Genomic DNA, 22,742 nt, shown 5'->3' on the forward strand with positions numbered 1-22,742 from the left:
GACGGCAGCGTATATCCGCCGCGTCCTGCGCTGCCAAGTTCTGCGCTGCCAGGTTTTATGCTGCGAAGCCGGGGGTGTCCGGGGAAGGCCCAAAAGGGCCCCAAAATGCCAACGACCCCGGAACGGCGGGCCGCGCGTACATCCGGCGCGAGCCCAAGCTATTCCAAGGTCGTTCCAACGCCGGAGTTTTTCGCTCAACGGCGCCGTTAACGGCTAGATAGGAATGACAAGACGGCTTCGCAAGGGCCGAAAACCACGATTTTCGTGCCTTATTGGTTGGGCACTTCCCGGATGATCGGCCCGCGCGGCGCCGGCGCGGCCGGGGCTGCGGGTGCCGCAGCCGGGGCCGGCTCGACTTTCGCCGGTTTGGGCGGCTTGCCGTACTGGCCAATCGGCCCGAACACGACGGCGACTGCAAGCACGATCGCGGCGACGATCACGGCCAAAATGCCCCCTACCGACTCAGACGCCATGGAAACCCACCCCTGTTCCAGATACGCCCCGTGATATCACGGATGCGCGCGGAGCCGGAAGGGCCCGGGGGCGAATGGCGAGTAGCGAATGGAGAAGGCCGCCTCTTCCCCTATTCGCTATTGGCCATTCGCCACTCCCTCATTTCACCGGCGGCCTCTGCTTGACGAAGGCCGTCACGATGTCCTTCTGCGCGGCCTCCACTGCCCTGTTCGCGGTCGCGAGATGGGCACCGGCATCGATGTTCGGATATTGCGTCGTGAGATAGTCGAGCAGCGCCACCCGGTAGTATTGCCGCTCCGACGGGCAGGCACCCGCGACCGAGCGGCCAAAATCCTGTTCCGTCATTCCCCGATTGCTATCGCGCGAATATTCCCGCGCCAGACAATGCCAGTAATCGTCGCGGCCCTGCATGGCGAGCTTCTGCGCGCCCTTCGCATCGTCGTCATCCGCCATGACCGGAGATATCATGGCAGCAGATGTCATCATGACGAGCGCCGCTCCCACCATCAGCATCCGCATCTTTTTCTCCTTTTTCGCAGATCCTGCCGCGACCTTAGACGGGACGCAGCAACTGGCCAATCACAACTGGTTTGACTAGGATGACGGCATCCCCTCACGTCGATGCGAGATCCTTCCGTGGCCAAAGCAAAAACTGCGTCCAAAAAGTCAGGCAACATCTTCATCGGCATCGGCGGCTGGACCTTCGAGCCGTGGCGCGGCGTGTTCTATCCGGAGAAGCTGACGCAGGCGAAGGAGCTGTCCTACGCCGCCTCGAAGCTGACCTCGATCGAGATCAACGGCACCTATTACGGCTCGCAGAAGCCGGAGAGCTTTCGCAAATGGGCGAGCGAGGTGCCCGACGGTTTCGTGTTCTCAGTAAAGGGACCGCGATTCGCCACCAACCGCCGGGTGCTGGCGGAAGCCGGCGATTCCATCAAGCGGTTCTATGATTCCGGCGTGCTGGAACTCGGTGACCGTCTCGGGCCGGTGTTGTGGCAGTTCGCGCCGACGAAGAAATTCGACGGCGCCGATTTCGGCAAGTTCCTCGAACTGTTGCCGCGCAAGCTCGAGGGACGCGCGCTGCGCCACGTCGTCGAGGTCCGACACGACAGTTTCTGCGCGCCGGACTTCGTGGCGCTGATCCGCGAGTTCGAGACGCCCGTCGTGTTCGCCGAGCACGGCAAATATCCAGCCATCGCCGACGTCGCCGGTGATTTCGTTTATGCCCGGCTGCAGAAGGGCAATGACGAGATCAAGACCTGCTACCCGCCCAAGCAGCTCGATGCCTGGGCCGAGCGCCTTCAGGCCTGGGCTTTGGGCGGTGAACCGGACGACCTGCCGAAGGTCGACAAGGCCAAGCCGAAGAAGGAGCCGCGCGACGTGTTCGCCTACGTCATCCACGAGGGCAAGGTACGCGCACCCGCCGGCGCCATGGAACTGATCGCAAGGGTGAGTTGAGGTGAGCCATGGCAAAGGCCAGGAAGCTGTTCACCATCGGCTATGAGCAGACGCAGCCCAAGGCGGTGCTGGATGAGCTGGTAGAGGCCGGCGTCAAGCTCGTGGTCGACGTGCGCGCGGTGACATCCTCGCGCCGGCCTGGCTTTTCCAAGAAGCAGCTTGCCGCGGGTCTCGACGAGCGCGGCATCGCCTATGTCCACCTCGCCGCGCTCGGCACGCCGAAGGAGGGCCGCCTCGCCGCACGCAGCGGTCAGTACGATGTGCTCGAGAAGATCTTCTCAAAGCACCTGAAGGCGCCCGAGGCCAGGGAGGCGATGGACGAGCTCTCGGCGCTGGTGAAGAAGGCCGGCCCGGTGTGCCTGCTCTGCTACGAGCGCGACCACACCCATTGCCACCGCCAGATGATCGCGGAGATCATCGAGGAACGCGATGGGGTTGCGGTGACGAATCTGGCGGGGCGGCTGGTCTGATCGTCGTGGGCGCTGGTGTTAGCCGTAGCTCATCCTGAGGTGGCCGCTTCTCCAGCGGCCCTCCGAGGACGACGGCATGCCCCGAGGCTGCACCTCGGCCGTGCATCCTTCGAGGCTCGCAAAAGCTCGCACCTCAGAGCCTGACTCAAAACTTTTCGGTCAGGCTCTCGGGACGACGGTGGGACCCAGCACGAGCTTGGAATGACGCCTAGCCCTCCCCCGCCAGCTTGAACGTCCCCTCCATCATCTGCACACAGCTGCCGCCGACATGGGCGGAGACGATCTTGCCGTCCTGCTTGCGCACGCGAGTCGAGAGGATGCTCGGCCGGCCCATGTCAAAACCCTGGCCGACCGTGAGCTTGAGCTCGCCATCGCGCATCGGATCGAGATCAGCGAACAGTGCGGCCGCGGCAACCGTGGCGCTGCCGGTGGCGGGGTCCTCGACGAGACCGCTGGCGCCGCGCATGAACATTCGCGCCTGGCGCTCGCAAGGCGCCTCCGCCGCGGGTACGTCGCGCGTATAGAACCACACCGAGCGGGCGCCATCGCGTGGCAATACCTTGCCGTAGGCTGCCGCATCCGGCCGGGCGCGCTTCAGCGCCTCGCGCGAATGCAGCTCCATCACCAGAAACGCGTTTCCGACGGTGACGATCTCAGGCTCGTGATTGTCGGACTTGATGTCGTCTGCAACGAGCGAGATGCAGCTCGCGGCTTCGGCGGCTGGCAGCCGCGAGAGCCGCTCCAGCGGCTGCGGCGCGGTGAGCTCGGTTCGGATCACCCGGCCCTGCTCTGTCACGATGTCGACCGGCACGAGCCCGGCCTTCTCCTCGAACAGCAGACGTGGCTTCGGCTCCTTCGCCATCGAGGCGAGCACGAAGGCGGTGCCGACATTGGGATGGCCCGCGAAGGCAATCTCCTGCACCGGCGTGAAGATGCGCACCTCCGCGTCGTTGGCCTTGTCGCGCGGCGGCAGCACGAAGGTGGTCTCGGAATAGTTGAACTCGGTCGCGATCGTCTGCATCTGAGCGGTCGTGAGCCCGCCGGCATCGAGCACCACGGCGAGCTGGTTGCCGCCGAAGGCGCGGTCGGTGAACACGTCGACGGTGACGTAGCGGCGCTGCATCTTCGATCCCTCATGCAAGTCGCGACCGCAACGGGCCGCATCGCGGAAGTCTATAGCCCGGCGACATCGCTCGTCATGCCCCAAAATTCGGAGCAATCGGAGCAATCGCGATGACGCGTTGGAAGAAGAAGCCGCAGGCATTTGCGACGCCGGGCCGGCAAACTTTCACCAACCCGGCGTTGTCTGCGCGATTGTCAGTAAGCGTATGAGGTGCCCGTGTTCGGCAGGCAGGGCGGCTGCGTGTAGGGCGCAGAGGCATACGCGCCCTCTGCCGGCGCCCTGACGCAGGAGTCGGACACAGCCTGAGTCACAGCAGCGCGCGGCGGGGCAGCGTGGCGCATCGTTGCGGCCTGAGCCTGGGTGGCGGCTGCAGCGATCAGGACGGCGGCAACAAGGGTCAATCGGGTCATTGGCTTTCTCCGGGTGAGAAGTGAAAGCCGAGGCGTTTCGGCTTCCACAATGCAAGACCCGAAAACTAGCAGGGATATTTCATCACGCGCGTTCAAGGCAGCGCGACTCCGCTTCAACCAAACGCGACTCGCGCTTGAAGAGCCGTTACCCCAATTGAAACACCGCGACCTTCCGCTCATAGCCGCGCACTTCGACCTCGCCGAGCGCAACAGCATCGTCACCATCGTTGCCGAGCGCCTCGCGCACGGTCTCCGAAATCAGGAGCTGCGAGCCGAACTCCTTGTTCAAAGCCTCCAGCCGCGAGGCGAAGTTCACGGTGTCGCCGATGACGGTGTATTCCTTGCGCCGGGGCGAGCCGATATTGCCGGCGACGACCTCGCCGAAATGGATGCCGATGCCGATGCGCAGCGGCCAGCTCGTCTGTGCGTTGATGTGGTCCATCGCACTCAGCATCTCGCGGCCCGCGGCAACCGCGCGATGCGCGGCGTCGGAGGCTTCCAGCGGCGCGCCGAACAGCGCGAGAAAGCCATCGCCGAGAAACTTGTTCACGATGCCGCCGTGGCGATCGAGGATGTCGACCAGCACCGCAAAGGCGCCGTCGAGCCGGTCGACCACCTCCTGTGGCGTGCGCGACTGCGCGCCCGCCGTGAAGCCGCGGAAATCGACGAACATCACCGCGACGCGGCGGAGATCCCCGCCACCGCTGGTTCCCGCCGCCATCAGCCGCTCCACCACCTGTGGAGAGACGTGCTGGCCGAACAGGTTCGTCACCCGGTCACGCGCGGTCGCAGCCGCGATGCTCGCGGCGAACTGGCGGCGCAGCTGAGCGCCGACCGCGCCCGCCAGCGCGCCACAGATCAGGATGACGATGCTGCGCACAGCGTGGAAATAGATCAGGGGTTCGCCGGCCTCGTCGGCCGCGTTGTAGAGCAGCGCGACGGACAGAAGCCCGGCTGCGGCGACGAAGCCTGTAAACGCAGAGAGCCAGAAGTCGAGCCGCAAGGTCGAGAGGATGACGAAAATGAAGTACATCAGCGGCACGGCGAAACCGAGAGCCTGGCTCGCGCCCATGGTCCGGGTTTGCAGGATCAGGATCACCGTGGGCAGCGACGTCTCGATCAGCGTGCCGATATAGCGTCGGATCACCGGCAGGTCGCGATCGAGGCGGAGATTCTTCCTGATCTGGGTGTGGACCCAAACCTCGAACAGGATGAAGCCGCCGAGCAGGCCGTAGACCTCTACAAGCCCTTCCGTTCCGCGCCACACCCGGTTCACCACACTGGGGTCGATCAAATAGATCGCGGTGAGCAGCACCATCATGACGCAGCCCGTCATGATCAGCGCCCGCACCCGGAGCAGCTCGGTGCGCAGCACTTCGCGTGTCAGCTCGCGCTCGAAATCCTCTGATAGCACGGCGTGCTGCCGTGTCCTCCTGCTCGCAAATCTGACCATTCCCGCCCCTCGATTCCGGGGCATTGTGCCTTAATCCAGCGTGCGGCGGAAGCGCGTCACGGCGATGGTCATGGCAAGCGCCATCAGGATCGCCAGCGCCAGGGCGTCGAAATGCAGATTCTGCATGGTCGCGCCCTTCAGCATGATGGCGCGGACGATGCGAAGGTAATGCGTCAGGGGCAGGCATTCGCCGAGATATTGGGCCCAGGTCGGCATCCCCGCGAAGGGAAACATGAATCCGGACAGCAGAATGCTTGGCAGGAAGAACATCATCGACATCTGCATGGCCTGGAGCTGGTTCTGCACCACCGTCGAGATGGTGTAGCCGATCGACAGGTTGGTGGTGATGAACAGCGTCGAGAGCAGCGCCAGCAGAAACAGATTGCCGAGCACGGGGACGCCGAACAGACCGACGCCGATCCCGATGATGAGGAACGCCTGCACGAAGCCGACCAGCACGTAAGGCACGATCTTGCCGAACATCACCTCGACCGGCTTGATCGGCATCGACAGCAGGCTCTCCATGGTGCCGCGCTCGACCTCGCGCGTGACCGACAGCGCGGTGAAGATCAGCATGGTCATGGTGAGGATGGTGCCGACCAGGCCCGGCACGATGTTGAGGCTGGAGGCCGCGGCCGGATTATAGCGGGCATGCGCACGGATCTCGAACGGCATCTCCGGGGGATCGCCGATATAGAGATCGTGCTTGAGCGCGGTCTGCACGATCATGCCGAGCGAGCCGATCGCCGAGCTCGCCGCCACCGGATCGGTCGCATCGGCCGCGACCAGCAGCGCCGGCCTGTCGCCACGCCGTACCGCCCGCTCGAAGCCGCGCGGGATCTCGACACCGAACAGCACCTTGCCGGATTTCAGGAGGTTGTCGAAATCGTCGACGTCGTGCACCTCATAGAGGAAGCGGAAATAGGCGGTGTTCTCCAGCGCCTTCAGGATCGAGCGGGCGAGATCGGAATCCTCCTGGAGCAGCACCGCGCTCGGCAGATGGCGCGGCGTGGTGTTGATGGCATAGCCGAACAGCATCAGCTGCATCACCGGCAGCATCACGATCATCGCGAACGAGACGCGGTCGCGCCTCAGCTGGATGAACTCCTTGATCAGCATCGCATAGGAGCGCCGCAGGAAGCCGAAGCGCTCGCGGATCTCGTGCCGTGGTGCGGGATGTTCGACGGCGCTCATTGGAAATTGTCCTTGGAGCGCCCCATCAGCTCGATGAACACGTCTTCCAGCGACGGCGACGATTTGTGCCAGTGCAAGCCGTCTCTTTCGCGCCATGGCGCGACGCTGGCTTCGAGCGCGGCGACGTCACGCCCCGACACGTGCAGCGAGGTGCCGAACGGCGCCACCATGTCGATCCCGGCCTTGCCGGTGAGCTCGGCCGCGAGCCCGTTGAGGTCCTCGCCCGTTACGGTGTAAGTCGTCAGCGCGGATTTCGCGATCACCTCCTCCACCGTGCCGTGGGTCAGCAGATGGCCGTATGCGATGTAGGCGATCTCGTGACAGCGCTCGGCCTCGTCCATGTAGTGGGTCGAGACCAGGACGGTGAGGCCCTCGGCGGCCAGCGCGTGGATCTCGTTCCAGAAGTCGCGCCGCGCCTTGGGATCGACGCCGGCGGTGGGCTCGTCCAGCAGCAGCAATTGCGGATTGGGCAGCGTGCAGGCCCCCAGCGCCAAGCGCTGCTTCCAGCCGCCCGAGAGTTCGCCCGCAAGTTGCTCCTCGCGCCCGGAGAGCCCGAGCCGCTTGATCATGTCGCGCGCGGCGCCGCGCGCATCGGCCAGACCATAGAGCCGCGCCACGAATTCGAGGTTCTCGCGCACCGAGAGATCCTGATAAAGGCTGAAGCGCTGGGTCATGTAGCCGACCTGGCGCTTGATCTTTTCGGCATCGCGGCGGATGTCGTAGCCGAGACAGGTGCCCTCGCCGCTATCGGGGGTAAGGAGGCCGCAGAGGATACGGATGGTCGTGGTCTTGCCCGAGCCGTTGGGCCCGAGGAAGCCGTAGATCGAGCCGCGCTTCACCTGCATCGACAGATCATGCACGACCTCGCGGCCGCCAAACGATTTGGTCAGGCCCTTGACGTCGATCGCGATGCCGTTGCCACCGTTCATCGCTTGTCCGCCACCGGGGTCTTGGGATTGAGATAGACGTCGATCGGCTGTCCGACCCGCAGCGCGTCGGGGCGCGACGGCCGCGCCTGGATCAGATAGACCAGCTTGTTGCGCTCATCGAGGCTGTAGATGACAGGCGGGGTGTATTCGGCCGAGGTCGCAATAAAGTAGATCTTTGCGGTGAGGTCGGCCGCGCAATTATCGCACGAGATGCGCACCGTGTCGCCGATCGCGAGCTTCGGCAACTCGGTCTCCGGCACGAAGAAGCGCAGCTTCATGTTACCGGGCGGCATGATCGATAGCACCGGCCGCTGCGCCGCCACCATCTCCCCCTCGCGGAAATAGATCTGCTGGATGGTGCCGGCAACCGGCGCAAAGCCCTTGCGACGCGCCATCCGTGTCTCCGAGGTCGCCACCCGCGCCTCCGCGACGCGCAAGGCGGACACGGCGGAATCGAGATTGGCCTGCGTGCCCGAACCGGTCTTGTTCAACGAGGCCGCACGATCATAGGTCTGCTGCGCGTTCGCGAGCGTCGCCTTCTGCTGGTTGAGGTCGGCAAGCTGGAGATCGTCATCGACGGAATAGAGGTGATCGCCGACCTTGACCTCGTCGCCTTCGCGGACGTTCAGCTTGGTGACCCGCCCGGCTTCGTCGGGGCTGACGAAGATCATGTCGGCCTCGACCCAGCCCTGGAAACCGGGATCGCGCTTTTCCTGGCAGCCGGCGAGCGAGGCTGCGAGCGCCATCACCAATGCAATGCTGAAAATTGTTTGCGACGACCTCATGTCGTCCTCCGTTCGCCAAAAATCAAATCGAGATGAACGCGCAGCATGTCCTGCGCATCGAGCGGCGCGTGCCGCGCAAACAGGCTCTGCCAGATCACCGCGATCATTGCGGGCGCGACCAGGATCTGCGGATAGCGCGCGAGGTCCTTCTCGCGGATCTCGCCCCGGGCGATGCCGAGCTCGATCAGCGCGCGCATGGCGGCGATCCCGCGTGAGACGACCTCGCGGTAGTAGAAGTCGGCGACGGCCGGAAAGCGCGGCCCCTCCGCCACGATCAGCCGCACCAGATCGCCACGCCTGGTGCCGATGACCTCTTTCAGGAAATTGCTGGCAAACGCCTCGATGAGGTCGCGCACCGAGCCAGTCGGCGGCGGCAGCGCGGTCAGCCGAGCCACGACAGGAACGATCACGATGCGCACCAGCTCCTCGAACATTGATTCCTTGTCCTTGAAGTGCAGGTAGATCGTGCCCTTGGCGACGCCGGCGCGTTTGGCAATGTCGTCGAGTCGCGTTGCGGCGAAACCGCGGGCGATGAACTCCTCCATCGCGGCCTCCACGATCGCTGCGCGCCGCTCCTGCGCGCGCGCAGCGCGATTCGATGCAGGCACCTCTCCGCGGGCTGACGCAGGCTCTGCGCTCAAGGCCGACTTGTTGGCGAGCTTGGTCGACTTCTTCATCATCAGATATATATGACTGACCAGTCAGTCACAGTCAATACCGCGATACAAGCAGAAGGATTAGCATTGACTAATGAATTAGCCCTGGCTAATTGAATGTCATGATCGAAACTGCTCCAAACCCCGTCACCACCGTGATGCGCGCCCTCGCCGACCCGACGCGCCGAGCGGTGTTCGAGCGCGTGTTCGAGAGCAGGGAGATCAGCGTCGCCGAACTGACGCGCGGCAGCGGCGTGACCCAGGGCGCGATCTCGCAGCACCTGAAGTCCCTGAAGCAGGCCGGACTCGTCGCCGAGCGCGCCGAGGGCCGCAACGTCTATTACCGCGCCGCACCGCAAGGGCTCGAACCGCTGGTCACCTGGATGGACCATTACGGCGTGTTCTGGCGCGAGCGCTTCCAGAACCTGCGTGACCTCTTGAAGGAGATCGATCCGTGAGTGCTGCTTCCAAAGCTCAAGCCCAACACCAGACCAAAGACATCGTCATCGACGAGGTCTTCCCTCACGCCGTCGCAACGATCTGGAAGGCGCTGACCAGCGCACAGTTGATTGCACGCTGGCTGATGCCACCGACCGGTTTCGAGGCCGTCGAAGGCAACACCTTCACGTTCAAGACCAACCCGGCCGGCGCGTGGGATGGCACGATCCGTTGCCGCGTTCTGGAGGTCGTGCCGAACCAACGCTTCGCCTTTGCCTGGAAGGGTGGCGACGAGGGTAACACCGGTTACGGCTCGGCGCTCGACACCGTCGTCACCTGGTCCCTCACGCCGGTCGAAGCCGGGACGCGCGTGCGCGTGGTGCATTCGGGCTTCGTGACGCCGACGAACGACACCGCTTATCGCAACATGAGCGACGGCTGGGTCAAGGTGCTGCAGCGGCTCGATGCCATCTCCGGCGAAGACAAGTAGGAAAGCATCGCGATGGACAAGCCCTATACCGGCGGCTGCGCCTGCGGCGCGATCCGCTATTCGATTGTCGGCGAGCCCCTGTTCAGCAATCACTGCCAGTGCCGCGACTGCCAGCGCGAAAGCGGCAGTGCACATGGCTCATACGCGACGTTCGCGCGTGCCGGCGTGACGCTAACCGGCGAGGCGAAGCATTGGGACATGGTCGCCGACAGCGGCAACGTGAAGACGCGCGGCTTCTGCACGCAATGCGGCGTGCCTGTATACATGACCTTCGCGGCACAGCCCGACGTCTTCACAATTCGCGCAGCGAGCCTCGACGAGCCAGCCCGCTACAAGCCGCAGGCGGTCACTTTCGCCGCGCGCGGCCATGACTGGGATCGCCTCGATCCCAGCCTGGTCAAGTTCGAAGGCATGCCGCCTGGATGAGACGCTAGCCGAAATCCAGCACCATGCGGCCGTCGATCTTGCCGGCCTTCATCCGCTCGAAGACGTCGTTGATTTGCGCCAGGGGCACCTTCGTCACTTCGGCCTTCACCTTGCCGTCCGCAGCGAATGCGACGGCTTCGTCGAGATCGCGCCGCGTGCCGACGATGGAGCCGCGCACCGTGATGCGCTTGAGGACGACGTCGAAGATCGGCGTCGGGAATTCGCCCGGCGGCAGGCCGACGAGGCTGACGGTGCCCTTCCGGCGCACCATCTTCAGCGCCTGGGCGAAAGCGGCGGTCGAGACCGCCGTCACCAGCACGCCGTGAGCCCCGCCGCCGGTTGCCGCAAGAACTTTGTCGACCGCGCCATCCGCGAGTGCGTTGACCGCGAGATCTGCGCCGGTTTCGCGCGCCAGCTCGAGCTTGTCCTCGGCGATGTCGACCGCGGCAACTTTCAGCCCCATCGCCTTGGCGTACTGGATCGCGACGTGACCAAGCCCGCCAACGCCTGAGATCACCACCCACTCGCCGGGCCTGGCCTCCGTCTCCTTCAATCCCTTGTAGGTGGTAACGCCAGCGCAAAGGATCGGCGCGATGGCGGCGAAATCGACCGTCGTCGGCAGCTTTGCGGCGAAGGCGGCCGAGGCGATGACATATTCGGCGAAGCCGCCGTTGACGCTGTAGCCGGTGTTGTGCTGGTGCTCGCACAGGGTCTCCCAGCCGGTCTCGCAATATTCGCAGGACATGCAGGCATCGTGCAGCCAGGCGACGCCGACGGCATCCCCCACTTTCAAATTCTTCACGCCGGGCCCGAGTGCAGCGACGGTGCCGGCAGCCTCGTGGCCGGGAATGAACGGAGGAACCGGCTTCACCGGCCAGTCGCCGGAGGCTGCATGCAGATCGGTGTGACAGACGCCGCAGGCCTTCACCTTGACCAGAATCTCGCCGGGACCGGGCTGCGGCACCGGCACATCCTCGATCACCAGTGGCTTGCCGAATTGCTTGACGATTGCGGCCTTCATGGTCGGCATCTGCTGCTCCTCTGCGCTTTGCGAAGCAGAATAGCGATGCCGTCCGGTGCTCCTTTGACGGGGGTCAAACAGCACAAAGTTTGCGCAGGGCCGGCCCCATCATGACACCACGATGACGCCGCGCGGATGCGGCGTGTCAGCTATGGAACTTGAGGCCGTCGAGGATCTTGTCGATCACCTTGCGCTCGGCGCGCATGGCGATGCCGACGAGATTGAGATCGTTGCGCGCAACCACCCTCACCGCCTCACGGTTGGCGGCATCGTGCGTGGTGCTGAACATGTCCTCGGTATAGACCGCCGGCTTGACGTTGCGCGCGAGCGCACGGTCCAGCGCGCGCGACAACGCCGGACCATCGGCGCCATAGATCAGGATCGGCTGACCGATCAGCGCATGATATTTCGTGCCCGAGGCGTCCTCATAGGCTTCGCCGATGCATTCGGGAAAGGCCGCAGCGATGCCGCTGGTGAGGAAGGACGCAACGTTGAGCTTCTGCCAGGCCTGAAGATCGGTGCGGATCACGACCGCGATCTTGGTGTCGAATTGCATGTGGTTCCTTCGATTGTCATTCCGGGCTCGATGCTACGCATCGCCCCGGAATGACAGCAAGAGGAATCAGCGCTCGACGAAATCAACCCTTGGCATCGCAGGCCCAGGCGCGGATCACGCATTCCTTGCCGCCGTATTTGTAGCATTCGCGCGTGGCGGCGTTGAGCGAGGCCGAAATCTTCGGCTTGACGGCGTAGCCATAAGCGCCGCAAGGGTTGGTCATATCGACCGACATCGCGGCGCAGGCGCGCTTCATCGTCACCGTCGTGCAATCGCCCTTGCACTGCTTCTGCGCCGCGGCACGCGCCTCGTGCTCGTGGCCGTAATCAAAGGCCTGGCCATAAGCGCCGCATTTGCCGACTGCAATCGCACCGGCGGCATGCGCTTCGGTGACATAGCGGGCGCCCGTGACGGCAACTGACAAGACAAAGCAAAACATCGCGCAACGGCGCGCGACGACGTTCGAAGCCATGGAAAATCCCCTCCCCCCAAGGCAGGTGGAGGCAACTCTAAGCGCCGGTCGTTTCCAGATGGTGAACGGGTGGTTGAAATCGGAAGAGGCTTGGGGAGGTGCCGTAGGGTGGGCAAAGCGACTTGTCCGCCGTAGCTCGAAGAGCGAAGGCGGAAGCGTGCCCACCAATTGTCGATCGTAACGAAGAGACCGTGGGCACGGCGCTCCGCGCCTTTGCCCACCCTACTGCACCGTCGTTTGCGGCACCGTTATCCGCCTCGCGCAGCTTCCAGCGCCTGCGGCGTGTCGATGTCGAGGAAGGCGCTCTCGCCGTCCACCGGCACCTCCGCAACCGCCTCCGTGTGCTTGGCGATCAGGTGGCGCGCGCCGACGTCGCCATCGAGCGTCATCAGCTCCTTGAAGAAGCGGCGCGACCACAGCACGGGATTGCCGCGGCGGCCCTCGCTGACGGGCACGACGATGAGATTGCCACGGTCGGGCGCAAAGCCGTCGATGAGACGGTCGATCAGGCCAGCATCGATCAGCGGCATGTCGCCCAGACACACCACGGCGCCGTCGCACGTTTCGGGGACGGCAGCGATGCCGGCCTTGACCGAGCTGGCGATCCCGCCGGCAAAATCCGGATTCCTGACGAACCGCACTTTCAGGCCCTGCAGCGCCTGCTCGACCAGCTCGGTCTGGTGGCCGGTGACCACGATCACCTCGGAGGCCTTGGAGGCCAGCGCCTGCTCGGTCGCGATTCGCACCAGCTTCTTGCCGTCGAGTTCGGCGAGAAGCTTGTTTGGCCCGCCCATTCGGGTCGAACGGCCCGCAGCGAGCACGATGGCGGCGACCTGGCTATTGCCCTCGGTCTCGGGCTGCGCGCGCGGCTGCGGCCGCGTCACGATCTCCATCAGGAGGCCCCCGACGCCCATGCCCATGAGTTCGGACCGCGTCACCTTGATGCCGGCGAGAAGCCGCATCAAGACCCAATCAAAACCGTTCTCGACCGGCGAGCGCGCACAGCCCGGTGCGCCCAGCACCGGAACGTCGCCGGCCCGCGCGATCAGCAAGAGATTGCCGGGATCGACCGGCATGCCGAAATGCTCGATCTCGCCGCCGATCCTGGTGACCGCCGCCGGAATCACGTCGCGGCGATCGGCGATCGCGGAGGCCCCGAACACGATGACGAGCTCGGCACCGAGGCCGAGCAACTCCTTGATCGCGGCTGACAGGGCAGCTTCGTCGTGCTGGACCCGCCGCTCGGCGATGATGCTGGCACCGGCGGGTGCCAACCGTTCGGCCGTGACGCGCAGCGTCTTGTCGATCACCTTGGATGACAAGCCCGGCAGCAGCGTCGAGACCACGCCGACGCGCTGGATCACGTAAGGCGCGATCTTCAGCACGTCCTTGCCTGCGGCCTTCACCGCGGCATCGCGCAAACTTCCTTCGACGCCGAACGGGATGATCTTGACGGTGCCGACCATCTCGCCCTCGACCACCGGCTTGTAGGCGGTGAGCGTCGCAAAGGTGATGGCCTCGTCGATGTTGTTGATGCGGTCGACCGCAGCGCGGTCGATCACCAGCACACCCGGACGTGCGGCGAACAGATTGGCGCGGCCGGTGAAGGCGCGCTCGACATGAATGCCCTCGCCGCCGACGGCCAGCGCGATGCCGGCGGCCGCAACGTCCTCGGAGACGTCGCCCGCCTCCATGCGCACCACGACGATGTCCTTGATGCCGGCCCGCGTGAGCTGCTCGACCTCGGCAGGCCCGATCGTCGTGCCCTTCTTCAGCACCAGCGGTCCCTGGCGCAGGGTGTGGACGGTCACCCCGCCGATGGCATCCTGAGGGCTCGCCGGGCCGAACTTCATGCCGCTTCTTCTTTTTCCTTGGGAGGCAGGCGGAGCACCGCCGTGATCTCCGCCATGATCGACACCGCGATCTCGGACGGGGAGACCGCGCCGATCGCAAGGCCAATAGGCGCGTGAATGCGCGCGATGTCGCTTTCCTTGGCGCCCTGCGCCCGCAGCCGGTCGCCGCGCTTGGCGTGCGTCTTCCGCGAACCGAGCGCGCCGATATAGAAGCAGCCGCGCTCGAAGGCGTGCAGCAGCGCCGGGTCGTCGATCTTGGGATCGTGCGTCACCGCGACGAAGGCGGTGTAGGCATCGACATTGAGCGGCGGCAGCGCCGTGTCCGGCCATTCGGCCACCAGCGGAACGTCGGGAAAGCGCTCGGGGCTGGCGAACGCCGTGCGCGGATCCACGACGGTCACGTCATAGCCGAGCGAGCGCGCCAGCGGCGCCAAGGCCTGGCTGATATGGACCGCGCCGACGATGACGAGTTTTGCTGTCGGCGCGTAGACGTTGAAGAACAGCTTCTTGCCGCCGGCCTCGACATTGGCGCTCTTGCCCATGCGGAGTTGCTTGTCGAGTTCGGCGCGCAACGGATCTTTTGCAAAATCCTTCGCCTTCACCAGGCGCTGCTCGCCGCTCTCGGTGTCGGTCACCACGATCACCGGCCGGCGCGCGGCCCGCTCGGCATTGAGTTCGTGCAGGATCTCGAGCTTCACGGCTAACCGACCTTCTCGACGAAGACGCGAATGGTACCGCCGCACGACAGCCCAACGTTCCAGGCGGTCTCATCCGCGACGCCGAACTCCAGCATCCTCGGCTTGCCGCTCTGGATCACGTCCATGGCCTCGGTGACCACGGCGCCCTCGACGCAGCCGCCGGAGACCGAGCCCAGGAATGTACCCTCGTCGTTGATGACGAGGCTGGAGCCCGCCGGGCGCGGCGCCGAGCCCCAGGTCTCCACCACGGTGGCGAGCGCGACGCCACGGCCCGCCTTTTGCCAGTCCTCCGCCGCCTTAAGAATATCCTCGTCGCGATCGAGCATGGGGTGCCTCTCAAGCTGCGGAGCGGATCAGGCTGCGGTGATGCGGCGGCAGCGGCCGGGAGAGCGTCGTGATCAGCTCCTGGATCGAACTCAAATTATGTACCGGGCGGAATTCGTCAACGTGCGGGAGCATCATTTTGATGCCCTGGGCCTTGGCCTCGAAGCCGCCGAACCGCAGCAGCGGGTTGAGCCAGATCAGGCGCCGGCACGAGCGGTGCAGCCGGTCCATCTCGAAGGCGAGCCTGGAATCCGCCTCCTGCTCCAGCCCGTCGGAGATCAGGAGCACGATGGCGCCCTGGCTCAACACGCGCCGCGCCCACAATTTGTTGAAGTTGTGCAGCGAGGCCGAGATCCGCGTGCCGCCGGCCCAGTCCTCGACCGAGGCCGAGCAGCTCGCCAGCGCCTCGTCGGGATCGCGCTGGCGCAGCGCGCGGGTGACGTTGGTCAGCCGGGTACCGAACAGGAACACCGAGACGCGCTTGCGCGCATCGCCGATGGCATGGAGGAAATGCAGGAACAGGCGGGTGTACTCGTTCATCGAGCCCGAGATATCGAGCAGCGCCACGATCGGCGCCGGCTTCTCGATCCGCCCAAGGCGATGGATATCGATGATGTCGCCGCCGGTGCGCAAGGAGGCGCGCAGCGTGCGGCGGAGGTCAAGGCGAAGCCCGCGCGCATCAGGCCGCTGCCGGCGGGTCAGAAGCTCGGCCTGCGGCAGATGCATCCGCTCGACGGCACGCAGCGCCTCGGCGATCTCCGCCGCACTCATCTGCGCAAAATCCTTCTTCTGAAGGATCTCCCTGTCGGACACCGACAGGCGCAGATCCTGCTCCTGGTGCTGCGGCGTCTCGGTCATGCGCGGCTGCGACATCGCCTCCTGCACGCGGCGGGAGCCCGCCTGCGGCTTCTTCTTGGCCTCGTCCGGCAGCGGCACCGAATCCAGCATGTGCTTCCACTCTTCCGAGGCGCGGAAGAACAGGTTGAAGGCCTGCTTGAAGATCAGCGCGTGCTCATGGCGCTTGACGAAGATCGCCTCCAGCGTGGTGAAGACGTCGGCGCGGTTGCCGATGTCGATCACCTGGAGCGCGCTCATGGCGTCGATGACAGCGCCCGGCCCGACCGGCATGCCCGCAGAGCGCAGCGCGCGGGCGAAGCCGACGATGTTGTCGGCGAATTGCTCGGTCTGCTCGGGCGCCAGGTGGTTGATGGCCATGATCTATCCTCGCTCCGTCATTCCGGGCGTCGCGCAGCGACGAACCCGGAATCCAGAGATTGCAGCGCGAGATTCTCAGGTGCGCAATTGCGCACCGGAGTTCGCGCTGACGCGCGCCCCGGAATGACGAACTCAAATGACGCGCGTCAATTCTCGCTCGTTGCTTCCTTCAGCACCTTCTGCAGGGTGTCGCCCTGCATCCGGGTAATGTCGTCCTGGTACTTGAGCAGCGCGCCCAGCGTGTCGCCGACCACTTGCGGGGTCAGCGAGCGGGCATCTAACTCCGACAGCGCGGTGGCCCAGTCGATGGTCTCGGCGACGCCCGGCGACTTGTAGAAGTCCTGGTTGCGCAAAGCCTGCACGAAGCGCACGACCTGCTGCGACAGCTTTGCGGAGATGCCGGGCACACGCGACTTGACGATCGCGAGCTCGCGCTCGGCCGCGGGATAATCGACCCAGTGATAGAGACAGCGTCGCTTCAGCGCGTCGTGGATCTCGCGAGTGCGGTTGGAGGTGATGATGACGATCGGCGCGGCGGGCGCCTTGACGGTGCCGAATTCGGGGATCGTCACCTGGAAGTCGCTGAGGATTTCGAGCAGGTACGCCTCGAACGCCTCGTCGGCGCGATCGAGCTCGTCGATCAGCAGCACCGGTGGTCCCGCAACGTCGGGCTCCAGCGCCTGGAGCAGCGGCCGCTTGATCATGTAGCGGTCGGCGAAGATGTCGCTCGAGAGCTGGTCGCGATCGGTGTCGCCAGCGGCTTCCGCCATCCGGATCGCGATCATTTGCGCGGCGCTGTTCCACTCGTAGACCGCGGAGGAGACGTCGAGGCCTTCGTAGCACTGCAGGCGGATCAGCTTCCGGCCGAGCGCTGCGGACAAGACCTTGGCGATCTCGGTCTTGCCGACGCCGGCCTCGCCTTCCAGGAACAGCGGCCGGCCCATCCGCAGCGAGAGATAAGTCACCGTCGCCAGCGACCGCTCCGCGAGATAGCCGCGCGACGTCAGGAGTTCGAGCATCGCATCGACCGATGCCGGCAAGGCCCCGGAAGTATTGGCCGCTGAAGTCATGAAAAAGCCAGTCTCGCTACGCCCTCACCGGGACAAGTTTGGCCGAGGCGTGAGGTTCACTCACTCCTTGGCATTGGCGGCATCGAGGGCACGCCGCGTCAGCACGCCGATGAGGTGCGCGCGGTATTCGGCGCTGCCGTGGATATCGCTGTTGAGGCCCTCGGCCGGCACCTCGATGCCGTCAAGCGCCTTCGCGGCGAAGCGCTTCTTGAGGGCTTCCTCGAACGCAGTGACGCGGAACACGCCTTCGGAGCCAGCGCCGGTGACGGCAACCCGCACGTCGGACGGACGCCGTGCCACGAACACCCCGACCAGCGCATAGCGCGAGGCCTGATTGCGGAACTTGATGTAGGCCGCCTTCTTCGGCAGCGGGAACATCACCTTGGTGATGATCTCGTCGGCTTCCAGCGCGGTCGAGAACAGGCCCTGGAAATACTCTTCGGCCTTGAGGCGCCGCTTGTTGGTAACGATGGTCGCGCCCAGCGCGAGCACGGCGGCCGGATAGTCCGCGGTCGGGTCGTTGTTGGCGAGCGAGCCGCCGATCGTGCCCTTGTGACGTACGGCGGGATCGCCGATTCCGCCGGCAAGATTCGCGAGCGCCGGGATCGCCTCGCCGACGACCGCGGAGGTCGCGACCTCGGCGTGCTTGGCGGTGGCGCCGATCACCAGCGAACGGCCCTTCATCTCTATCGTATTGAGCCCCTCGATATGGGAGAGGTCGACCAGATGCGGGGGGCTGGCGAGGCGCTGCTTCATGACGGGAATCAGCGTGTGGCCGCCGGCGATCACCTTGGCGTCTTCGTTCTTCACCAGGAGGTTGGCGGCCTGCCGAACGGTCCCGGGGCGATGATATTTGAATTCGTACATCTGAATGTCCTGATCGCGGGATGCGCGTTACGCGAGGTCGGATTTCGCCATCGCCTTGGCGCCGGCGGAGATCGAGGCGACGATGTTCTGATAGCCGGTGCAGCGGCAGAGATTGCCTTCTAGTTCTTCCCGGATCGTATGGTCGTCGAGCTCGTTGCCCTTGCGGTGCACGATGTCGATCGCGGTCATGATCATGCCCGGCGTGCAGAACCCGCATTGCAGGCCATGGTGCTCGCGGAAGGCCTCCTGCATCGGATGCAGCGGCGCGCCGTCTGCGGCCAGCCCCTCGATCGTCTTGACCTCGTGGCCGTCGGCCATCACCGCAAGCGTGGTGCAGGATTTCACGGCCTTGCCGTCGACATGCACGACGCAGGCGCCGCACTGCGAGGTGTCGCAGCCGACATGGGTGCCGGTCAGGCGCAGATTCTCGCGCAGAAACTGCACCAGGAGGGTGCGGGGATCGACGTTGGCGGTGACTGGATTGCCGTTCACGATGAGGGAGATTTTTGCCATAAGCACTCTCTATCAGCGCCCCGACGGGTCCCGTCGAAGCGGTTCTTATAATTATTCCAACCCATCATATGGGCCATTATGCCCCGGGGCAACATCGCCCGGGACGCAAGGTGCCATGCCGAAGGCGATGACCTTCAGCCCTGTACCGCCTTGGCGAAGTTCGCGAAAAATTCGTCGGCAAGTTTCTTGGCGGCGCCGTTGATGAGGCGCTGGCCGAGCTGCGCCAACTTGCCGCCGATCTGCGCCTCGACATCGTAGGACAGCAGCGTGCCGCCGTCCTTCTCCGCCAGCTTGACCACCGCGCCACCCTTGGCGAAGCCGGCGACCCCGCCCTCGCCCTCGCCCGAGATCTTGTAGCCGTTCGGCGGGTCGAGATCAGAGAGTGTGACCTTGCCCTTGAAGCGTGCCGACACCGGGCCGACCTTCATTTTCGCCGTAGCGCGAAAGCCGCCGTCCTCGGTCCTCTCGAGCTCCTCGCAGCCCGGGATGCAGGCCTTCAGCACGTCGGGATCGTTGAGCTTGGCCCACACGGCCTCACGGGACGCCGCAAGCTGGACTTCGCCGTTCATCGTCATGGCCATGAGGGTGCCTCCCGGATCGCGTAACTATTGTGCTGATCAAGTAACGCAGGGACGCGGCAAAGGAAAGGGCGGCGCCCGGTCACGTGCAATGCATATTCGCAACTGCAAAAAGACGTGTGCGGGCGCTTGGGGATTGGCACAGCCGGGCCATGATGATTAGGTCGCGCGCAACATGAGCACATCCCTCTCCCCCCTGCTCGCACCGATGCTGTCGAGCGCCGCCATGCGCGCGGTCTGCGATGACCGGTCGACCCTGCAGAACATGCTCGATTTCGAGGCAGCCCTGGCACGCGCGGAGGCCGCCACGGATGTGATTCCGGCCTCTGCGGTGGTCTCGATCGAGGCCGCATGCAAGGCCGATTCCTTTGACATGGCGGCGCTGGCGGAGGCCGCGACGCGATCGGGCAATCTGGCGATTCCCCTGGTCAAGATGCTGACCGCCAATGTCGGCAAGGCCGACACGGAGGCCGCGCGCTACGTGCATTGGGGCGCAACCAGCCAGGATGTTATCGACACCGCGACCATGCTCACGCTTCGCGCCGGCCTCGATGCGCTGGACGCCGACCTCAGCCGCGCCATCAGGGGATTCGCCGCGCTGGCGCGCAGCCATCGCAACACCGCGATGGTGGCACGGACCTGGCTGCAGCACGCGCTGCCGATGCCGTTCGGGCTCAAGGCCGCCGAATATGCCGCAAGCCTCGCCCGCGCCCGATGCCGCCTGCGGCGGCTGTCCCGGGAGGGCCTCGCGCTGCAATTCGGCGGCGCCGCCGGCACGCTCGCGGCCCTCGGGGACAAGGGGCTTGCCGTGGCAGAGCGTCTCGCGCAGGAGCTGAACCTGCCGCTACCGGAAGCGCCCTGGCACACCCATCGCGACCGCATCGCGGAGGTCGCTTCGGCTTTCGCTATTCTGGCCGGAACCTGCGGCAAGATTGCGCGCGACGTTTCGCTGATGATGCAGACCGATGTCGGCGAAGCCTTCGAGCCCGCCGGCGAAGGCCGCGGAGGCTCCTCGACCATGCCGCACAAGCGCAACCCGGTCTCCGCCGCAAGCGCGCTGGGCGCCGCCACAATGGCTCCGCAGCTTGCAGCGACGATATTTGCGGCTCAAGTGCAGGATCATGAGCGCAGCGCGGGTCCCTGGCACGCGGAATGGCCGACGCTGCCGCAATTGATGCTGGTCACCTCGGGGGCGCTGGCCGCCATCGTCGACATCGCCGAGGGCCTCGACGTCGACGCAGCGCGCATGCGCAGCAATCTCGATGCAACCCACGGGCTGATCATGGCGGAAGCGGTCACCTTTGCGCTGGCCGACAAGATCGGCAAGAGCGAGGCGCATCATCTCATCGAGGCCGCCAGCAAGCGCGCGGTCGCCGAGAAGAAGCATCTGCGCGAGGTGCTGACCGCCGATTCGCAGGTCACTGCGCACCTTTCGCCGGAAAAAATTGCGGCATTGTTCGAACCGATGGCCTATCAAGGGGCTTCCCAAGCCTTGATCGACCGGCTGCTCGACAGCCTCGACCGCAAATAAAGACCGCAGAATACGACGGAGACGCCGCATGCCCATGATCGATGCCGACGGTTGCCTGCTCAACGTCTCCGTCGAGGGCCGCGACGGCGGGCCGACGCTGATGCTGTCCAACTCGCTCGGCTGCACGCTGCAGATGTGGGAGCCCCAGATGAAGGCGCTGACGCAGGTATTTCGCGTCATCCGCTACGACCGCCGCGGCCACGGCAAGTCGAACGTTCCGCCCGGCCCTTACACCATGGAGCGCTTCGGCCGCGACGTGCTCGCGATCCTCGACGACCTCAACATCGAGAAGGTGCATTGGTGCGGCCTCTCGATGGGCGGCATGGTCGGGCAATGGCTGGGCGCCAACGCGCCGGAGCGCTTCGGCAAGCTCATCCTCGCCAACACTTCCTGCTACTATGCCGAGCCGACCAAATGGCTGGAGCGCATCGACGCCGTGAAGAAGGGCGGCATCGCCGCGGTCGCCGATGCCGTGATCGCAGGATGGCTGACGCAGGATTTCCGCGAGCGCGAGCCTGACATCACCGCGAAGATGAAGTCGATGCTGCTGGCCTCGCCCGTCGAAGGCTACCTCGCCTGCTGCGAGGCGCTGTCGACGCTCGACCAGCGCGCGCTGCTGCCGAAAATCAAGAGCCCGACATTGGTGATCGCCGGCCGCCACGACATGGCGACGCCGATCTCGGCGGGTGAGCTGATCCGCTCGAATATTCCGGGCGCAAGCATGACCATCATCGACGCCGCCCACATTTCCAACGTCGAGCAGCCGCACGCGTTCACGGATGCGGTGGTGGGATTTTTGACGCAGCGCTAGTTGTTATCCGGAGAAACACAATGGACGACCAGAAGCGCCGCGATGCCGGCATGAACGTGCGCCGAAAGGTGCTGGGCAATGCCTGGGTCGACAAGTCGATCGCGAACCGCAACGCCTTCAACACCGACTTCCAGGACATGATCACCCGCTACGCCTGGGGCGAAATCTGGACGCGGCCGCATTTCGACGAGCGCACGCGCCGGGTGCTGGTGATCGGCACCATGGTCGCACTCGGGCAATGGGACGAGTTTCGCCTGCACGTGCGTGCGGCGCTCGCCGAAGGCGGCTTCACCCCCGACGACATCAAGGAAATCCTGCTGCAGCAGGCAATCTATTGCGGCGTGCCGGCGGCGAACCACGCCGTCAAGGAAGCCTCAGCGATTGTGCAGGAGCTCGGCCTGCTCGAGTCCTAGCGAGGCAGGGATCTCGGCAGGGGTCTCGACGATCTGCGGAGCAGCATCGGGCCGCTCGATCAGGATCACGATGGCAGCACCGAGCAGCAGCAGCAGCTCGGTGGCATGCAGCCGGAGCGCGGCCATCTCGCCGACCTTCGAAGCCATCACCATGCTGGCAAACGAGATCAGGCTGCCGATCGCCAGCGCGATCCCGAGCGCCTCATCGCTGCCGCCGGACTTACGGATTCGGGGCACGCAGAGCAGAGCGAGATAGATCGCAAAGAACGCCACCACTGTGAGCCGGCCCAGCGCAAGCAGCCAGGCCGCGCGCACCGTGCTCATCCCTGCCATCTGGAGATGGTCGCTGAGGAACAGTGCGACGGCAACGCTCGGCCGCTCGTAGAGGCCGTGCACCGGCGCGACGATGATGTTGAAGGCGACGATGGTCCAGGCCGGAATGAAATAGGCCGCCAGCAGCGCGCCGTTGACCGAGCCGATCCGCCAATTCCTGAACATGCCGCTTCCCGCTTCG

The 22,742-nt window shown here is 65.1% G+C and carries 30 protein-coding genes; 9 read left to right on the forward strand and 21 right to left on the reverse strand.

Features of this window, described 5'->3' with window-relative positions; genetic code table 11:
• Window positions 1-269 precede the first annotated feature (269 nt).
• Window positions 270-473 (reverse strand): hypothetical protein, encoded by a 204-nt coding sequence (locus A3AS_RS0105060; RefSeq protein ID WP_018316507.1) that lies wholly within the window; start codon window positions 471-473, stop codon window positions 270-272.
• A 139-nt stretch (window positions 474-612) separates the two neighbouring features.
• Complete coding sequence (locus tag A3AS_RS0105065) at window positions 613-993, reverse strand: hypothetical protein (RefSeq protein WP_018316508.1); 381 nt, start codon at window positions 991-993, stop codon at window positions 613-615.
• On the opposite strand from A3AS_RS0105065, the gene A3AS_RS49765 reads away from it, so the two are divergent.
• Genes A3AS_RS49765 through A3AS_RS0105075 form a run of 3 tightly spaced genes read left to right on the forward strand, consistent with a single transcriptional unit; the run spans window position 941 to window position 2,402 of the window.
• On the forward strand, window positions 941-1,072 hold the full coding sequence (locus tag A3AS_RS49765) for a hypothetical protein (protein ID WP_256375077.1): 132 nt from the start codon (window positions 941-943) through the stop codon (window positions 1,070-1,072). The genes A3AS_RS0105065 and A3AS_RS49765 overlap by 53 nt on opposite strands.
• A gap of 23 nt (window positions 1,073-1,095) precedes the next feature.
• Complete coding sequence (locus A3AS_RS0105070) at window positions 1,096-1,932, forward strand: DUF72 domain-containing protein (RefSeq protein ID WP_018316509.1); 837 nt, start codon at window positions 1,096-1,098, stop codon at window positions 1,930-1,932.
• Window positions 1,933-1,940: 8 nt separating this feature from the next.
• The gene (locus A3AS_RS0105075; RefSeq protein ID WP_018316510.1) at window positions 1,941-2,402 is read left to right on the forward strand and encodes a DUF488 family protein; all 462 of its coding nucleotides are present in this window, start codon (window positions 1,941-1,943) and stop codon (window positions 2,400-2,402) included.
• 208 nt (window positions 2,403-2,610) lie between these two features.
• On the opposite strand, the gene A3AS_RS0105080 is transcribed toward A3AS_RS0105075, so the two are convergent.
• The 7 genes from A3AS_RS0105080 to A3AS_RS0105105 form a co-directional block, all read right to left on the reverse strand.
• Window positions 2,611-3,525 carry a PhzF family phenazine biosynthesis protein gene (locus A3AS_RS0105080; protein ID WP_018316511.1) on the reverse strand — a complete coding sequence of 305 codons (915 nt, stop codon included), beginning with the start codon at window positions 3,523-3,525 and terminating at the stop codon, window positions 2,611-2,613.
• A 194-nt stretch (window positions 3,526-3,719) separates the two neighbouring features.
• Window positions 3,720-3,935, reverse strand: a complete 216-nt coding sequence (locus tag A3AS_RS44750; protein WP_018316512.1) for a hypothetical protein — start codon at window positions 3,933-3,935, stop codon at window positions 3,720-3,722.
• A gap of 145 nt (window positions 3,936-4,080) precedes the next feature.
• Complete coding sequence (locus A3AS_RS0105085) at window positions 4,081-5,388, reverse strand: adenylate/guanylate cyclase domain-containing protein (RefSeq protein WP_018316513.1); 1,308 nt, start codon at window positions 5,386-5,388, stop codon at window positions 4,081-4,083.
• A gap of 30 nt (window positions 5,389-5,418) precedes the next feature.
• Entirely contained in the window at window positions 5,419-6,582 is a 1,164-nt protein-coding gene (locus A3AS_RS0105090) for an ABC transporter permease (RefSeq protein WP_018316514.1), read from the reverse strand.
• The gene (locus A3AS_RS0105095) at window positions 6,579-7,511 is read right to left on the reverse strand and encodes an ABC transporter ATP-binding protein (protein ID WP_018316515.1); all 933 of its coding nucleotides are present in this window, start codon (window positions 7,509-7,511) and stop codon (window positions 6,579-6,581) included. Before A3AS_RS0105095 ends, A3AS_RS0105090 begins: the two co-directional genes overlap by 4 nt.
• Window positions 7,508-8,296, reverse strand: coding sequence for an HlyD family secretion protein (locus A3AS_RS0105100; protein WP_018316516.1), 789 nt, complete (start codon window positions 8,294-8,296; stop codon window positions 7,508-7,510). The genes A3AS_RS0105095 and A3AS_RS0105100 overlap by 4 nt, the downstream gene beginning before the upstream one ends.
• Window positions 8,293-8,976, reverse strand: a complete 684-nt coding sequence (locus A3AS_RS0105105; protein ID WP_018316517.1) for a TetR/AcrR family transcriptional regulator — start codon at window positions 8,974-8,976, stop codon at window positions 8,293-8,295. Before A3AS_RS0105105 ends, A3AS_RS0105100 begins: the two co-directional genes overlap by 4 nt.
• Before the next feature lie 98 nt (window positions 8,977-9,074).
• Between A3AS_RS0105105 and A3AS_RS0105110 the strand changes: the two genes are divergently transcribed.
• From A3AS_RS0105110 to A3AS_RS0105120, 3 genes are read left to right on the forward strand one after another with little or no spacing between them, the layout of a single operon-like run.
• Window positions 9,075-9,410 (forward strand): helix-turn-helix transcriptional regulator, encoded by a 336-nt coding sequence (locus A3AS_RS0105110; RefSeq protein ID WP_018316518.1) that lies wholly within the window; start codon window positions 9,075-9,077, stop codon window positions 9,408-9,410.
• Entirely contained in the window at window positions 9,407-9,880 is a 474-nt protein-coding gene (locus A3AS_RS0105115) for an SRPBCC domain-containing protein (RefSeq protein WP_018316519.1), read from the forward strand. The genes A3AS_RS0105110 and A3AS_RS0105115 overlap by 4 nt, the downstream gene beginning before the upstream one ends.
• Window positions 9,881-9,892: 12 nt before the next feature.
• A complete protein-coding gene (locus A3AS_RS0105120; RefSeq protein ID WP_018316520.1) occupies window positions 9,893-10,306 on the forward strand; it encodes a GFA family protein in 414 nt (137 codons plus the stop codon).
• Window positions 10,307-10,310: 4 nt separating this feature from the next.
• Here A3AS_RS0105120 and adhP read toward each other — a convergent pair whose 3' ends face one another.
• From adhP to A3AS_RS0105175, 11 genes are all read right to left on the reverse strand, one after another.
• Window positions 10,311-11,336 (reverse strand): alcohol dehydrogenase AdhP, encoded by a 1,026-nt coding sequence (gene adhP / locus A3AS_RS0105125; protein ID WP_018316521.1) that lies wholly within the window; start codon window positions 11,334-11,336, stop codon window positions 10,311-10,313.
• Window positions 11,337-11,472: 136 nt separating this feature from the next.
• On the reverse strand, window positions 11,473-11,883 hold the full coding sequence (locus A3AS_RS0105130; RefSeq protein WP_018316522.1) for a DUF2000 family protein: 411 nt from the start codon (window positions 11,881-11,883) through the stop codon (window positions 11,473-11,475).
• 82 nt (window positions 11,884-11,965) lie between these two features.
• On the reverse strand, window positions 11,966-12,355 hold the full coding sequence (locus A3AS_RS0105135; RefSeq protein ID WP_018316523.1) for a DUF4189 domain-containing protein: 390 nt from the start codon (window positions 12,353-12,355) through the stop codon (window positions 11,966-11,968).
• A gap of 248 nt (window positions 12,356-12,603) precedes the next feature.
• On the reverse strand, window positions 12,604-14,208 hold the full coding sequence (locus A3AS_RS0105140; protein WP_018316524.1) for an NTP transferase domain-containing protein: 1,605 nt from the start codon (window positions 14,206-14,208) through the stop codon (window positions 12,604-12,606).
• A complete protein-coding gene (locus A3AS_RS0105145) occupies window positions 14,205-14,906 on the reverse strand; it encodes an XdhC family protein (protein ID WP_018316525.1) in 702 nt (233 codons plus the stop codon). Before A3AS_RS0105145 ends, A3AS_RS0105140 begins: the two co-directional genes overlap by 4 nt.
• Before the next feature lie 2 nt (window positions 14,907-14,908).
• Complete coding sequence (locus A3AS_RS0105150; RefSeq protein ID WP_007602422.1) at window positions 14,909-15,232, reverse strand: XdhC family protein; 324 nt, start codon at window positions 15,230-15,232, stop codon at window positions 14,909-14,911.
• 10 nt (window positions 15,233-15,242) lie between these two features.
• Entirely contained in the window at window positions 15,243-16,445 is a 1,203-nt protein-coding gene (locus A3AS_RS0105155) for a VWA domain-containing protein (RefSeq protein ID WP_018316526.1), read from the reverse strand.
• A 146-nt stretch (window positions 16,446-16,591) separates the two neighbouring features.
• On the reverse strand, window positions 16,592-17,515 hold the full coding sequence (locus A3AS_RS0105160) for a MoxR family ATPase (protein ID WP_018316527.1): 924 nt from the start codon (window positions 17,513-17,515) through the stop codon (window positions 16,592-16,594).
• Window positions 17,516-17,575: 60 nt separating this feature from the next.
• Window positions 17,576-18,382, reverse strand: a complete 807-nt coding sequence (locus A3AS_RS0105165) for a xanthine dehydrogenase family protein subunit M (protein ID WP_018316528.1) — start codon at window positions 18,380-18,382, stop codon at window positions 17,576-17,578.
• A 27-nt stretch (window positions 18,383-18,409) separates the two neighbouring features.
• A complete protein-coding gene (locus A3AS_RS0105170; RefSeq protein WP_026201687.1) occupies window positions 18,410-18,895 on the reverse strand; it encodes a (2Fe-2S)-binding protein in 486 nt (161 codons plus the stop codon).
• A gap of 134 nt (window positions 18,896-19,029) precedes the next feature.
• Window positions 19,030-19,476 (reverse strand): carbon monoxide dehydrogenase subunit G, encoded by a 447-nt coding sequence (locus A3AS_RS0105175; RefSeq protein WP_018316530.1) that lies wholly within the window; start codon window positions 19,474-19,476, stop codon window positions 19,030-19,032.
• 172 nt (window positions 19,477-19,648) lie between these two features.
• Here A3AS_RS0105175 and A3AS_RS0105180 point away from each other — a divergent pair, with 172 nt between their 5' ends.
• Genes A3AS_RS0105180 through A3AS_RS0105190 form a run of 3 tightly spaced genes read left to right on the forward strand, consistent with a single transcriptional unit; the run spans window position 19,649 to window position 22,228 of the window.
• A complete protein-coding gene (locus A3AS_RS0105180; RefSeq protein WP_018316531.1) occupies window positions 19,649-21,004 on the forward strand; it encodes a 3-carboxy-cis,cis-muconate cycloisomerase in 1,356 nt (451 codons plus the stop codon).
• A 28-nt stretch (window positions 21,005-21,032) separates the two neighbouring features.
• Window positions 21,033-21,815 carry a 3-oxoadipate enol-lactonase gene (gene pcaD / locus A3AS_RS0105185; protein ID WP_018316532.1) on the forward strand — a complete coding sequence of 261 codons (783 nt, stop codon included), beginning with the start codon at window positions 21,033-21,035 and terminating at the stop codon, window positions 21,813-21,815.
• 20 nt (window positions 21,816-21,835) lie between these two features.
• The gene (locus tag A3AS_RS0105190; protein WP_018316533.1) at window positions 21,836-22,228 is read left to right on the forward strand and encodes a carboxymuconolactone decarboxylase family protein; all 393 of its coding nucleotides are present in this window, start codon (window positions 21,836-21,838) and stop codon (window positions 22,226-22,228) included.
• On the opposite strand, the gene A3AS_RS0105195 is transcribed toward A3AS_RS0105190, so the two are convergent.
• Window positions 22,190-22,726 carry a hypothetical protein gene (locus A3AS_RS0105195; RefSeq protein WP_026201688.1) on the reverse strand — a complete coding sequence of 179 codons (537 nt, stop codon included), beginning with the start codon at window positions 22,724-22,726 and terminating at the stop codon, window positions 22,190-22,192. The two genes, A3AS_RS0105190 and A3AS_RS0105195, sit on opposite strands and share 39 nt — an antisense overlap.
• Window positions 22,727-22,742: the final 16 nt, after the last annotated feature.

The sequence above is a fragment of the Bradyrhizobium sp. WSM2793 genome (assembly GCF_000379585.1).
GTDB lineage: Bacteria > Pseudomonadota > Alphaproteobacteria > Rhizobiales > Xanthobacteraceae > Bradyrhizobium.

Coding starts and splice junctions, on each gene's coding strand:
- A3AS_RS0105060 (WP_018316507.1), bottom strand. CDS start 473: ATGGCGTCTGAGTCGGTAGGGGGCATTTTGGCCGTGATCGTCGCCGCG.
- A3AS_RS49765 (WP_256375077.1), top strand. CDS start 941: ATGGCAGCAGATGTCATCATGACGAGCGCCGCTCCCACCATCAGCATC.
- A3AS_RS0105065 (WP_018316508.1), bottom strand. CDS start 993: ATGCGGATGCTGATGGTGGGAGCGGCGCTCGTCATGATGACATCTGCT.
- A3AS_RS0105070 (WP_018316509.1), top strand. CDS start 1,096: ATGCGAGATCCTTCCGTGGCCAAAGCAAAAACTGCGTCCAAAAAGTCA.
- A3AS_RS0105075 (WP_018316510.1), top strand. CDS start 1,941: ATGGCAAAGGCCAGGAAGCTGTTCACCATCGGCTATGAGCAGACGCAG.
- A3AS_RS0105080 (WP_018316511.1), bottom strand. CDS start 3,525: ATGCAGCGCCGCTACGTCACCGTCGACGTGTTCACCGACCGCGCCTTC.
- A3AS_RS44750 (WP_018316512.1), bottom strand. CDS start 3,935: ATGACCCGATTGACCCTTGTTGCCGCCGTCCTGATCGCTGCAGCCGCC.
- A3AS_RS0105085 (WP_018316513.1), bottom strand. CDS start 5,388: ATGGTCAGATTTGCGAGCAGGAGGACACGGCAGCACGCCGTGCTATCA.
- A3AS_RS0105090 (WP_018316514.1), bottom strand. CDS start 6,582: ATGAGCGCCGTCGAACATCCCGCACCACGGCACGAGATCCGCGAGCGC.
- A3AS_RS0105095 (WP_018316515.1), bottom strand. CDS start 7,511: ATGAACGGTGGCAACGGCATCGCGATCGACGTCAAGGGCCTGACCAAA.
- A3AS_RS0105100 (WP_018316516.1), bottom strand. CDS start 8,296: ATGAGGTCGTCGCAAACAATTTTCAGCATTGCATTGGTGATGGCGCTC.
- A3AS_RS0105105 (WP_018316517.1), bottom strand. CDS start 8,976: ATGATGAAGAAGTCGACCAAGCTCGCCAACAAGTCGGCCTTGAGCGCA.
- A3AS_RS0105110 (WP_018316518.1), top strand. CDS start 9,075: ATGATCGAAACTGCTCCAAACCCCGTCACCACCGTGATGCGCGCCCTC.
- A3AS_RS0105120 (WP_018316520.1), top strand. CDS start 9,893: ATGGACAAGCCCTATACCGGCGGCTGCGCCTGCGGCGCGATCCGCTAT.
- adhP (WP_018316521.1), bottom strand. CDS start 11,336: ATGCCGACCATGAAGGCCGCAATCGTCAAGCAATTCGGCAAGCCACTG.
- A3AS_RS0105130 (WP_018316522.1), bottom strand. CDS start 11,883: ATGCAATTCGACACCAAGATCGCGGTCGTGATCCGCACCGATCTTCAG.
- A3AS_RS0105135 (WP_018316523.1), bottom strand. CDS start 12,355: ATGGCTTCGAACGTCGTCGCGCGCCGTTGCGCGATGTTTTGCTTTGTC.
- A3AS_RS0105140 (WP_018316524.1), bottom strand. CDS start 14,208: ATGAAGTTCGGCCCGGCGAGCCCTCAGGATGCCATCGGCGGGGTGACC.
- A3AS_RS0105150 (WP_007602422.1), bottom strand. CDS start 15,232: ATGCTCGATCGCGACGAGGATATTCTTAAGGCGGCGGAGGACTGGCAA.
- A3AS_RS0105155 (WP_018316526.1), bottom strand. CDS start 16,445: ATGGCCATCAACCACCTGGCGCCCGAGCAGACCGAGCAATTCGCCGAC.
- A3AS_RS0105160 (WP_018316527.1), bottom strand. CDS start 17,515: ATGACTTCAGCGGCCAATACTTCCGGGGCCTTGCCGGCATCGGTCGAT.
- A3AS_RS0105165 (WP_018316528.1), bottom strand. CDS start 18,382: ATGTACGAATTCAAATATCATCGCCCCGGGACCGTTCGGCAGGCCGCC.
- A3AS_RS0105170 (WP_026201687.1), bottom strand. CDS start 18,895: ATGGCAAAAATCTCCCTCATCGTGAACGGCAATCCAGTCACCGCCAAC.
- A3AS_RS0105175 (WP_018316530.1), bottom strand. CDS start 19,476: ATGGCCATGACGATGAACGGCGAAGTCCAGCTTGCGGCGTCCCGTGAG.
- A3AS_RS0105180 (WP_018316531.1), top strand. CDS start 19,649: ATGAGCACATCCCTCTCCCCCCTGCTCGCACCGATGCTGTCGAGCGCC.
- pcaD (WP_018316532.1), top strand. CDS start 21,033: ATGCCCATGATCGATGCCGACGGTTGCCTGCTCAACGTCTCCGTCGAG.
- A3AS_RS0105190 (WP_018316533.1), top strand. CDS start 21,836: ATGGACGACCAGAAGCGCCGCGATGCCGGCATGAACGTGCGCCGAAAG.
- A3AS_RS0105195 (WP_026201688.1), bottom strand. CDS start 22,726: ATGTTCAGGAATTGGCGGATCGGCTCGGTCAACGGCGCGCTGCTGGCG.